Origin of the sequence: Flavobacterium buctense (genome assembly GCF_014486695.1) — a bacterium.
Classification (GTDB): Bacteria; Bacteroidota; Bacteroidia; order Flavobacteriales; family Flavobacteriaceae; genus Flavobacterium; species Flavobacterium buctense.
Window position 1 is genome coordinate 233,659 of the sequence record NZ_JACTAB010000001.1, and the last position, 12,543, is coordinate 246,201.

The 12,543-nt window shown below is 39.2% G+C and carries 10 protein-coding genes; 8 read left to right on the forward strand and 2 right to left on the reverse strand.

All coding sequences use genetic code 11. The annotated features are described in order from the left end of the window. Positions 1–125: 125 nt before the first annotated feature. Complete coding sequence (locus ICG50_RS00935; RefSeq protein ID WP_187659036.1) at positions 126–1,418, reverse strand: aminopeptidase P family protein; 1,293 nt, start codon at positions 1,416–1,418, stop codon at positions 126–128. A 105-nt stretch (positions 1,419–1,523) separates the two neighbouring features. Next, complete coding sequence (locus tag ICG50_RS00940; RefSeq protein WP_187659037.1) at positions 1,524–2,120, reverse strand: Crp/Fnr family transcriptional regulator; 597 nt, start codon at positions 2,118–2,120, stop codon at positions 1,524–1,526. 87 nt (positions 2,121–2,207) lie between these two features. On the opposite strand from ICG50_RS00940, the gene ICG50_RS00945 reads away from it, so the two are divergent. The 8 genes from ICG50_RS00945 to ICG50_RS00980 all read left to right on the forward strand — a co-directional run bounded on the left by ICG50_RS00945 (position 2,208) and on the right by ICG50_RS00980 (position 12,518). Beyond that, positions 2,208–3,059: a ChaN family lipoprotein gene (locus ICG50_RS00945; protein WP_187659038.1), complete on the forward strand. Its 852-nt coding sequence runs from the start codon at positions 2,208–2,210 to the stop codon at positions 3,057–3,059. Between the two features lie 83 nt (positions 3,060–3,142). Then, positions 3,143–4,012 carry a hypothetical protein gene (locus ICG50_RS00950; RefSeq protein ID WP_187659039.1) on the forward strand — a complete coding sequence of 290 codons (870 nt, stop codon included), beginning with the start codon at positions 3,143–3,145 and terminating at the stop codon, positions 4,010–4,012. Between the two features lie 161 nt (positions 4,013–4,173). Further along, a complete protein-coding gene (locus ICG50_RS00955) occupies positions 4,174–5,013 on the forward strand; it encodes a succinate dehydrogenase cytochrome b subunit (protein ID WP_187659040.1) in 840 nt (279 codons plus the stop codon). 18 nt (positions 5,014–5,031) lie between these two features. Then, complete coding sequence (locus ICG50_RS00960) at positions 5,032–7,041, forward strand: fumarate reductase/succinate dehydrogenase flavoprotein subunit (protein ID WP_187659041.1); 2,010 nt, start codon at positions 5,032–5,034, stop codon at positions 7,039–7,041. A 7-nt stretch (positions 7,042–7,048) separates the two neighbouring features. Further along, a complete protein-coding gene (locus ICG50_RS00965; RefSeq protein ID WP_187659042.1) occupies positions 7,049–7,810 on the forward strand; it encodes a succinate dehydrogenase/fumarate reductase iron-sulfur subunit in 762 nt (253 codons plus the stop codon). A 165-nt stretch (positions 7,811–7,975) separates the two neighbouring features. Further along, on the forward strand, positions 7,976–8,815 hold the full coding sequence (locus tag ICG50_RS00970; protein ID WP_187659043.1) for an endonuclease/exonuclease/phosphatase family protein: 840 nt from the start codon (positions 7,976–7,978) through the stop codon (positions 8,813–8,815). A gap of 39 nt (positions 8,816–8,854) precedes the next feature. Continuing rightward, complete coding sequence (locus ICG50_RS00975; RefSeq protein WP_187659044.1) at positions 8,855–11,698, forward strand: GH92 family glycosyl hydrolase; 2,844 nt, start codon at positions 8,855–8,857, stop codon at positions 11,696–11,698. 49 nt (positions 11,699–11,747) lie between these two features. Continuing rightward, positions 11,748–12,518, forward strand: coding sequence for a nitrilase family protein (locus ICG50_RS00980; RefSeq protein ID WP_187659045.1), 771 nt, complete (start codon positions 11,748–11,750; stop codon positions 12,516–12,518). Positions 12,519–12,543 lie beyond the last annotated feature (25 nt).

A 12,543-nucleotide genomic window follows, 5' to 3' on the forward strand; every position in this document is an offset into this window, starting at 1 on the left:
TTTCCCTAAGAATAATTAAGCTTAATGAAATTCTTAATTACTCTTAACTCCTTAATGTTAAAAAGTAAAACGACCCACTTTCGTGAGCCGTCTTATCCCTTATTTCATTTTCCTTATCCCTTTAATTAGGAATTCATCAAACTCTCAATTTCCTCCACTTCAATCGGGATATTTCTCATTAGGTTGAATGGTTCTCCTTTTTCCTGAATCACCACATCATCTTCGAGACGGATTCCGAAACCTTCTGCCGGAATGTAGATTCCGGGTTCAACAGTAAAGACCATATTGGCTTGCATTGGCTCATGCAGTAAACCGTAATCGTGGGTGTCTAATCCCATATGATGTGAAGTTCCGTGCATGAAATATTTTTTATAGGCCGGCCAATCGGGGTTTTCGTTTTGGACATCGGCTTTGTCGATTAGGCCTAAGCCTAACAATTCCGAGGTCATGATTTTGCCCACCTCAACGTGGTATTGTTTCCAGTAATTTCCGGGCACCAACATTTTGGTGGCTTCGTTTTTCACGCGCAACACGGCATTGTAAACTGCTTTTTGTCGGTCATTAAATTTTCCCGAAACCGGAATCGTTCTGGTCATGTCGCTGGAATAGTTGGCATATTCGGCACCAACATCCAACAGCAATAAATCGCCGGCTTTGCATTGTTGGTTGTTTTCAATGTAATGCAACACATTGGCATTGTTTCCCGAAGCGATGATTGGAGTGTAAGCGAACCCTTTGGAACGGTTGATTAGGAATTCGTGGGCGAACTCGGCTTCGATTTCGTATTCCATTACATTTGGCTTAGTGAAATTCAAGACTCTGCGGAATCCTTTTTCGGTGATGTCACAGGCCTTTTGGATTAAATCCAACTCTTCGCTTTCTTTTACCGAACGCAATCTTTGTAGAATTGGGTTTGATTTTTCGACTTTGTGCGCCGGATAGTTTTCTTTCCACCATTTGACAAAACGCGCTTCACGGGTTTCGGTTTCGATGGTCGCACGGTAATGTTCATTGGTGTTGATGTACATCGTTTCGGCATACGTCATCACTTCTTTCAAAGTCTTGTGGAAATCCTGTAACCAAATCACCGATTTGATGCCTGATACTTCGAATGCTCTGTCTTTGGTAAGCTTCTCGCCTTCCCAAATGGCAATGTGTTCGTTGGTTTCTTTTAAGAATAAAATTTGTTTCAAATGCTCATACGGTGCATTCGGATAAAGCAACAAGATGCTCTCTTCTTGGTCGACACCTGATAAGTAAAAAATATCACGGTGCTGTGCAAAAGGCAAAGTGCTGTCGGCCGAAACCGGATAAATATCATTGGAATTGAAAACCGCTACACTGTTGGGTTTCATTTGTGCGGTGAATTTGGCTCTGTTTTTTACGAACAAATCGCGGTCTATTGGATGGTATTTCATTTTTAGACTATGTTAGATTATTAGATTGTTAGACTTATTGGATTTAGTTTACCAAAATTACGGATTAGTCCAAAGCGAATAGTAGCCAAATGGCGTTATTTTTTATCACCCAATATTTTTCCGGATGCGGCTCATGTGTCGATTGGAGATGCCGAGGAAAGACGCCAAGTAATGCAATGGCACTTCTTGTAAAAGTTTGGGTTCGGTGGCTAATAGTTTTTTATAGCGTTCTTCGGGAGTTAATGTCAGTAAATCAATGCGGTAATCGTCAATCAGCATGATTTGTCTTTCGATTAAGTTGTGGTAAAACTGTTGGAACGCTTCGTTATTGGCTAACAAATCCTTGAAACTATCCAAATCAATCACCCAAAGTTGGCAGTCAACTAGTGCTTTAATACTTTTTCGGGAAGGTATTTTATTTAGAAAGCTGTTTAAAGACGAAGTAACCGAATTGCGCAAGGCTAAATAGGTGGTTTTTTCTTCGGCCTCGACTAAAATGGCGTGTTGCAAAATGCCGCTTTCGACATAACAGAAATAGGGACAAACTTGGTTTTCATCGACTAAAAGTTGGTTCTTTTTTAAAGTCAAAACCTTGAAACGATTGGCTATTTCGGGAAGCTGTTGTTCCAAATGATTGTCAGCATCATTAATAAAATGATGCAGATACTCCAAAAAAGCCGTACTGTCGATTAGTGTTTTCATGAATAAAGTGCAGTACAAAAATATTCTTTTTTGGGTCACATTTTTTTATTCGCTCATTAATGAATAATTTTAAACAAAATTAATCTCATGAAAAAGGTCTCATTTCTCCTCGCATTATTGGTTTGTTTTGGTTTATCGGCGCAAGACAAAAAAGCTTACCAACTTTTTGATAAAAAAGGTAAAAAAGTAACCTACGAAAAACTGCTCAAAGCCGCTGAAAAAGCGCAAGTGGTTTTGTTTGGCGAATACCATAACAATTCGGTGGTGCATTGGTTACAATTGGAACTCACGAAAGATTTAGCCGAAAAAAAACCATTAGTTCTTGGTGCAGAAATGCTTGAAGCCGATAATCAAAAACAGTTGGACCAATACTTGAAAGGAGAAATCAACCAAAAACAATTGGATACTACTGCGCGACTTTGGCCCAATTACAAAACCGATTACAAACCCTTAGTTGATTTTGCTAAAGAAAATAAGTTGCCTTTTATCGCTACCAATATTCCCAGAAGATACGCGTCTATGGTTTCCAAAAAAGGATTTGAAGCTTTGGAAACTTTGACATCAGAAGAAAAATCATGGATTGCTCCATTGCCTATTGCTTATGACGAAAATTTACCGGGTTATGTCAATATGATGAAAATGATGGGTGATCATACGAGCCCAAATATGCCAAAAGCGCAAGCCAGTAAAGATGCTACGATGGCTTATTTTATTCAAAAGAATTTAAAACCGGATTCGATTTTCATTCATTACAACGGCACTTATCATTCCGATAACTTTGAAGGAATCAGTTGGTATCTGAATAGAAATGAGCCTAATCTGAAAATAATCACTATTGCGACAATAGAACAAGAAGATTTAGAAAAAATATTGCCAGAAGAATACAATAAAGCAGACTATATTCTCGTTATAGATGAAGATGTAACAAAAACGCATTAACAACGTCTTAACACTATCAATCAAAATCAATCACCCAAAGCGTTATCAAATTATTTGGAACATAGCGGAAAAATCAAAATCAAATGAAAAAAGTTTATATTCTTCTAATCTTCTTTATCGCAGCGCTGCCATTTTTTTCATGCAGTAGCGATAGTGCGCCGGAAGAACCAATGTTAATTATCAAATTCCAATTTGATGAAAATCAGGCGCGCCTTAATAATTTAGGGCAACCTTCAATCGTTGCCTCAGGAAATGCGGCACAATCACCAATCTTCAATACAATATCGGCTCATTATATGGAATTGGCACCGAATGCCTTTACGCAAATTGGTCAAGGAACTGTGATTTATCATGCTCCGGAAACTAATTTAGGCGGTGCTTCGGCCATCGATTTTGATCAATCTAAAATAGTGTCTGAAGGTGAAACATTCTTGAAAATCCCTTTGAGTCAAGTAACTTCGGGCAGTTATGAATGGATGCGTGTTTCTTTGTCGTATCAGAATTACCAAATTAACATTCGCCACCAAAATGTAGATTACACCGGAACTTTAGCCAGTTTTGTGGGATTTAATACTTATGTTAGCGAATTTAATATTGGCAACAACATTTTTCAAGTGAATGGCAACAGAGCTCAAGGATATTGGGCCTTTGGATTGAATAATCAACCTTATTCTGCTTCGGGCCAAGCTCCGGCAAATGCCACTACCGTTCCAAATCCGATTGCCACAACTTCTCCAATTCCACAAGGATCTTGTGTAGTCACCGGAAAGTTTGCCTCCAATTTGGTCATCAATGGAAATGAAACAGATGACATTGAAATTAAACTTTCACTATCGATTAACAACAGCTTTGAGTGGCAGGAAGTCAATGCCGACGGAAAATTTGAACCTTCGATTGGTGAAAATGTAGTCGACATGGGATTAAGAGGTTTGATTCCGAGTTATGTTCGATAGTTTTGTTTAAGTTTTTAACCTAAAAAAAGCCGTTTAAACAGTTGAAAATCAACAAGTGTTAAACTCACTTTAAATTCATTATAAATTAGAACGAAAAGGTTGTAGTTAATACCAAATAGGTGTATTTTTGTGTGATTTTTTTAAACAAACTATACACAATTATGGCGAAATCTGCACTTTTAAAGTCATCCCTAGCAAAAAAATACTGGATGGCTCTTACAGGTTTATTTTTATGCTTGTTTTTAGCGGGTCACTTAGCGGGAAATCTTCAATTAATTTTTAGCGATGCATCAGCCTTCAACAAGTATGCGTTGTTTATGACCTCTAATCCGGCGGTAAAACTTCTATCTTATCTAACTTACATTTCAATTCTTTTCCATGCAGTCGATGGATTTTTATTGACGTATCAAAACGTGAAAGCAAGGCCAATTGGCTATGCTAAAAACAATCCTTCCAAAAACAGTAGTTTTTCTTCGAGAAACATGGCGGTTTTAGGAACATTGATTTTGGTTTTTATCGTTACTCACATGGTTAACTTTTGGGCCGTAATGCATTTTGATGAAAAAATGCCTTTGCAAACCATTAGTGTTAACCAAATGGGAGCCAAAATAGATTATTACATCACAACAGATACCGGAAAGTTTTTCCCGACTGATTCTTTGCAATTAAACCAAATGGGCATAGAAATCAGAAACAGAACAGAGTTTTACAACAAAGAAGCCAATGTAATAATGGGTGAAGGCTACAAGGACTTACACAAAATTACGGTGGCCTTCTTTAAAGATGCTAAAACCGGATTGATAGCTACGATAGCCTATGTATTGGCGATGTTTGTTTTGGCTTTCCATTTGCTTCACGGTTTCCAAAGTGCTTTCCAATCACTTGGTTTAAACAATCCTAAGTATACGCCGGCCATCAAAGGCTTCGGAAAAGCATTTGCCATTATAGTGCCGCTATTATTTGCTGCTATTCCGGTTTACATTCACTTTTTTCTAAAATAATCAACATCAGTATACATCATGAAGTTAGATTCTAAAATACCAGAAGGTTCTATTTCAGAGAAATGGACTAATCATAAAAATCATTTAAAATTAGTTGCCCCAAATAACCGTCCTAAAATCGATGTAATCGTTGTTGGGACTGGATTAGCCGGTGCTTCTGCTGCCGCTTCTTTAGGGGAAATGGGATACAATGTAAAAGCATTTTGTTTCCAAGATTCTCCAAGAAGAGCGCACTCTATTGCTGCCCAAGGTGGAATTAACGCTGCCAAAAATTACCAAAATGATGGCGACAGTACTTACCGATTATTCTACGACACTATCAAAGGTGGCGATTACAGAGCTCGAGAAGCAAACGTTCATCGTTTGGCTGAAGTTTCTGCCAATATCATTGACCAATGTGTGGCACAAGGTGTTCCTTTTGCCCGTGATTACGGCGGAATGTTAGACAACCGTTCGTTTGGTGGAACGCAAGTGCAACGTACTTTTTACGCTGCCGGACAAACCGGACAACAGTTACTTTTAGGAGCTTATTCTGCTTTATCAAGACAAATTGGGGTTGGAAATGTAGAAATGTTCAACCGTCACGAAATGTTGGACTTGGTAAAAGTTGACGGAAAAGCCCGTGGAATTATTGCCCGTAACTTGGTTACCGGAGAATTAGAAAGACATTCGGCTCACGCCGTAATTATAGCTTCAGGTGGTTATGGAAATGTATATTTCCTATCCACCAATGCCATGGGAAGTAACGTAACTGCCGGTTGGAAAGTTCACAAAAGAGGCGCATTATTTGCCAATCCTTGTTTTGTGCAAATTCACCCAACTTGTATTCCGGTTCACGGGGTAAACCAATCGAAACTGACTTTGATGTCGGAATCGTTGCGTAACTCGGGTAGAATTTGGGTACCAAAGAAAAAAGAAGATGCCGAAGCCATTCGTGCCGGGAAGTTAAAACCAACGCAATTAAAAGAAGAAGACAGAGATTATTTCTTAGAAAGACGTTATCCTGCTTTTGGAAACTTAGTACCACGTGACGTAGCTTCTAGAGCCGCTAAAGAGCGTTGTGATGAAGGTCACGGAATTGAAGCCAATGACACTAACGAAGGTGTTTACTTAGATTTCTCTACCGAAATTCAAACCAAAGGTCGCCAAGCGGCTTATTCTCAAGGAAACCACAATCCGTCCGCGGAAGAAGTGACCAAGCTGGGGAAAAAATGGTTGGAAGAAAAATACGGGAACCTTTTCGCGATGTATGAAAAAATTACCGACGAGAATCCATACGAAACGCCAATGAAAATTTATCCGGCGGTTCACTACACTATGGGTGGCGTTTGGGTAGATTATAATTTACAATCCACCATCCCGGGTTGTTTCGTTGCCGGAGAAGCGAATTTCTCTGATCACGGAGCGAACAGATTGGGAGCTTCGGCTTTGATGCAAGGTTTGGCGGATGGTTATTTCGTATTGCCTTACACGGTTTCCAACTATTTGGCTGACGAAATCAGAACCGGAAAAATTTCAACCGATTCTCCTGAATTCGCCGAAGCGGAAAACAGTGTTAAAGAAGCGATTGATAAATTCTTAAGCAATAACGGAACGAAATCAGTTGACCATTTCCACAAACGTTTAGGTTTGATTATGTGGAACAAAGTAGGTATGGCTCGTAACGAAAAAGGATTGAAAGAAGCCATCGAAGAAATCGCAGCGCTTAAAGAAGAATTCTATAAAGACGTTTACGTTCCTGGAAGTTCAGACGAATTAAATCCTGAATTAGAGAAAGCACTTCGTGTAGCCGACTTTATCGATTTAGGACAGTTAATGGCGATGGATGCACTTCAAAGAAAAGAATCTTGTGGTGGTCACTTCCGTGAAGAATACCAAGATTCAGAAGGAGAAACCCTTCGTGATGACGAAAACTTTGCCTTCGTTGGCGCCTGGGAATACATGGGCTACGACATCAGCAAAGAAGTGCTGAACAAAGAAGAATTGAAATACGAGTTTATCAAAATAGCCGCTAGAAACTATAAATAATTACATTATGTCTGCAGCAAAAAACATCAATATAACCCTTAAAATTTGGCGTCAAAAAAACGCTAAAGCCAAAGGTCAAATAGAAACTTATAAACTAGATAACGTTTCTACTGCCAGTTCATTTTTGGAGATGTTAGACCAATTGAACGAGCAATTAATCAACAGCAAGAAAGAACCTGTGGCTTTTGACCACGATTGTCGCGAAGGAATTTGCGGTATGTGTTCTTTGTACATCAACGGTCGTGCTCACGGACCGGATACCGGAACAACGACTTGTCAGTTGCACATGCGTAAATTCAACGACGGTGATACCATTTATATCGAGCCATGGAGAAGTAAAGCTTTCCCGGTGGTAAAAGATTTAGTAGTTGACCGTAGTGCTTTCGACAGAATCCAACAAGCCGGTGGTTTCGTTTCGGTAAATACTTCCGGAAGAACGATTGATGCCAACGCCACTCCAGTGCCAAAACATGACGCCGACAGGGCTTTTGAAGCGGCGGCTTGTATCGGTTGCGGAGCTTGTGTAGCGACTTGTAAAAACGGTTCCGCTATGCTATTCGTTGGTGCCAAAGTATCACAATACGCTTTATTACCGCAAGGAAAAGTAGAAGCTACCCAACGTGTTTTAAACATGGTACGTCAAATGGACGAAGAAGGATTCGGAAACTGTACCAATACCGGTGCGTGTGAAGTAGAATGTCCGAAAGGCATTTCTTTAGAAAACATCGCTCGTATGAACAGAGAATATTTAAAAGCAAGTATAATATAGGCATTAGCCAAAAGGCATAAAGCATTAGAACGCATTCATTCATTTGGATGCGTTTTTTTATGGCGTTCCCCTGCGGTCAGGCTGTCCGCAGTACACGGTACTTGCTCCCATCCTTAACGCAAACTCTGCTGAAAAGATGTATATTTGATACAAACAACATCCACCATGAAAACCTATTTAACTGGCTTGCTTTTGCTGCTTATTTTTTCCAACACAATTTCAGCACAAAAACTCAAGCTAATGACTTATAACATCCGATTAGACATCGCTTCTGATGGAGAAAACGCTTGGCCAAATCGCAAAGACTATTGGGCTTCACAAGTAACTTTTCACGAACCGGATATTTTCGGAATTCAAGAAGCTTTACCGAATCAAGTAACAGATATTGCGACAATGTTTCCGGATTATAGTTATGTTGGAATCGGCAGAGACGGCATTGGAAAAGGAGAATCATCCAATATATTCTATAAAAAAGACCGATTTAAAGTCTTGCAAGAAAACACGTTTTGGCTCTCAGAAACACCCGATAAAATCTCTAAAGGTTGGGACGCAGCGCTCAATCGTGTTTGTACTTATGCTTTATTCAAAGACACTAAAACCAAACAAACATTTTGGGTTTTCAACACGCATTTAGATCACATGGGCGAATTGGCGAGAACGAATTCGATTCTTTTAATCCTGTCCAAAATAAAAGCTCTCAATACCAAAAACTATCCGGTGTTTTTTATGGGCGATTTCAATTCGGAACCCAATGAAGAACGAATTATTAATTTGAAAAAAGAAATGCTCGACAGCCAAGATATTTCAACAGAAAAACCTTTTGGCCCAAGCGGCACTTTTAATGGGTTCAAACACAATGAACCCGTAACCAAACGTATCGATTATATCTTTTTGTCCAAAGACAATCCGTTTAAAGTTAAGAAATACGGAATTTTGAGTGATTCCAAAAACCTAAAATATCCTTCAGATCATTTGCCGGTTTTCATCGAACTCCAATTTAATTAAATGCATTTTTTATATTTGGCATTACAAACAAACTACACAATGAAAATTCAATTCTCCAACTTACTTTTTCTGTTTTCGATTTCCATTTTTGGTCAAAATCTTCACCAACACATCAACCCCATGATTGGAACCGGTGGTCACGGACACACTTATCCTGGTGCCACTGTGCCATTCGGAATGGTGCAATTGTCACCCGATACCCGAATCGACGGCAGTTGGGACGGCTGTTCAGGTTATCATTACGACGACAATACGATTTATGGCTTTTCACACACCCATTTAAACGGAACCGGTTGTACTGATTATGGCGATATTATGTTGATGCCAACTATGGGCGAACCTATGTTGAGTCCAAAAGATTATAGCTCTACATTTTCACATGGTAACGAAAAAGCAACTGCCGGATTTTACAGCGTGAAACTTGACAAGCACAATATTGATGTGGCTTTAACTTCTTCTTCTCGCGTTGGTTTTCACCAATATACTTTCAATAATTCAGGTCAAGCCAATATTATTTTGGATTTAAACCACCGTGATAAATTGTTGCAAGGCGAAGTTCGAATCGTGAATGCCAAAACCATAGAAATCCTCCGAAGAAGTGAAGCTTGGGCGAAAGACCAATACGTTTTTGCTCGAATTGAGTTCAGCCAACCGATGCTAATCAATAAAATCAGAAGTAATAGTTCGGCTAAAGCTTCTGTAACCAACAAGGTATTTTCCGGTACGCAATTAGCTTTAAGTTTCTCTAAAAAAGTGACTAAAGGCGATAAAATTTGGGTCAAAGTCGCTTTATCACCAACGGGTTACGAAGGCGCAAAATTAAACATGAGCGAAATTCCGGGTTGGGATTTTAGTAAAGTTCAAAAGGCCGCCGAGCAACTTTGGGACCAACAATTGGCCAAAATTGAAATCACTGAAACCAATAAAGACAAACTATCAATTTTCTACACCGCTTTATACCATACGATGGCGCAACCGAATATTGCGCAAGATATCGACGGTAAATACCGTGGTCGCGACAACAAAATTCATAAAGCGGAAGGTTTTGATTATTACTCGGTATTCTCACTTTGGGATACATTCCGTGGCGCGCATCCTTTGTATACTTTAATCGAAAAGAAACGCACGGTCGATTTTATCAATACGTTTTTAAAACAATACGAACAAGGCGGAAGATTGCCCGTTTGGGAATTGGCGTCGAACGAAACCGATTGTATGATTGGCTACCACTCGGTTTCCGTGATGGCGGATGCAATGGCGAAAGGCTTGACCGGTTTTGATTACGAACTGGCATTTAAGGCGGCCAAACATTCTGCTATGTTGGATCATTTGGGGATAGAAGCCTATAAAAGACAAGGTTTTATCTCGATGGACGACGAACACGAAAGCGTTTCTAAAACCGTTGAATATGCCTATGACGATTGGTGTATTGCACAAATGGCCATGATGCTGAACAAAAAAGACGAGTACGATTACTTCATGAAACGTTCCCAAAGCTGGAAAAACGTCTTCGATTGGAATACGGGCTTTATGCGTCCAAAGAAAAACGGCGGTTGGGACAAGCCTTTTGACCCGCGCGAAATCAACAATAATTTTACCGAAGGCAACAGTTGGCAGTATTCATTCTTTGTGCCGCAAGATATTCCGGGCATGATTCAAGCGTATGGCGGAAATCAAGCATTTGAAAAAAAACTGGACGAAATGTTCAACAGCGAAAGCAAAACTACCGGTCGAGAACAAGTTGATGTTACCGGTTTGATTGGTCAATACGCGCACGGCAATGAGCCAAGTCATCACATGGCCTATTTATACAATTACATTGGCAAACCCGAAAAAACAGCAGCGAAAGTCAATTTTATTCTGAATAATTTCTACAAAAACACGCCAGATGGTTTGATTGGTAACGAAGATTGCGGCCAAATGAGCGCTTGGTATGTGTTGAGTTCGATGGGGATTTATGCAGTAACACCTGGTAATTCGGAATGGAGTGTTACACAATCCCATTTTGAAAACATTAAAGTAAATTTTGAAGACAATACATCCAAAAACATTTCAAAAACAATGCCTGTGGATGAAATGAAATATTTCGGAATAAAAAACAACGGCTTAACTGTAGCTGATGGTTTTTCTTTCAAAGATATTGTTCCCGTTCCGGTTATACTGGCGAAAAGCAAATCGTTTAAGGATTCTATGGAAATTGACTTTGATCATCCACATCCGGATCATTTGGGTAGTTATTCCTATAGAATTGTTTATAATGATGAAAAAGGCGTGCCTTTTAAACCATACCAAGGAGAAAAAATTATTTTGAAAGAAACGGCGAAAATAGACGTAAGATTTGCCGAAATGATTGACAATCAACCTTTCAAAAGCCAGATTATTTCGGGTAATTTCTTCAAAAAACCCAATAATTATACTATAGACATCAAATCAACTTACAATCCACAATACCATGCCGGTGGTGCTGAAGGTTTATTAGACGGAATCAACGGCACAACCAACTGGCGCAAAGGCGATTGGCAAGGCTACCAAACTCAGGATTTTGAAGCTATTATTGATATGCAAAAAGAACAATCCGTAAGTGAGTTTCACAGTACTTTTCTGCAAGACCAACGTTCCTGGATTTTGATGCCGACCAAAGTGGAATATTATATTTCTTCGGACAACATCAATTTTACTTTAGCCGGAACGGTTGACAACAATATTGACCCAAAAACCGACGACAATCAAATAAAAGATTTTAATAGTAGTCTGCCAAAAACGCTGAAAGCACGATATGTTAAAGTGAAAGCCTATAATTACGGAAAACTACCGGAATGGCATTTAGGTTACCCATACAATGGTGATGCTTTTATTTTTATTGATGAAATAGTCATAAAATAATCTGTATCAATCTATTCAATCCGTTTAATCTGTGGCTAAATTATAACCCATGAAATTAAAAATTGCTCTAATCCAATCGTCTTTAACTTGGGAAAATCCAACCGAAAACCGCAGCCATTTGGCCCAAAAAATAACCGGATTTATGGAAGATGTTGACTTAATCATTCTTCCCGAAATGTTTTCTTCAGGCTTTACGATGAATCCGAAAACGGTCGCGGAAACCATGCATGGCGAAACGATTTCCTGGCTCCAACATTTGGCGAAAGCCAAAAACTGGGCGATTACCGGAAGTTTGGTGATTGAAGAAAACGGTCATTTTTACAATCGATTGGTGTTTGTTTTTCCGAATGGCGAAATCAAAACTTATGACAAAAGGCATTTGTTTACTTTGGCCGGAGAAGACAAAGTGTATACCGCCGGAAAAGAAAAACTCATCATCGATTACAAAGGATTCAAGATTTGTCCGCTGATTTGTTATGATTTGCGTTTCCCGGTTTTTGCTCGAAATGTGGAAAATTATGACTTATTAATTTATGTAGCCAATTGGCCCAAACCACGCGTCAATGCTTGGGATATTTTGCTCAAAGCGCGTGCGGTAGAAAACATGAGTTATGCGATTGGTGTGAATAGAATTGGAACCGATAGTAATCATTTAGAATACGTAGGTCATTCACAAGCGGTCGATTTTCTTGGCAACTACATTTTGGAACCACAAGAAATTGAGGGCGTTTTTATAGTAGAACTGGATAAAGAAAAACTACTCGAAACCAGAAGTAAATTGGCTTTTCTGGATGATAAAGACAAATTCAAAATAGTTTAAATCCCAAAGGCATAAAGAAAAAAAC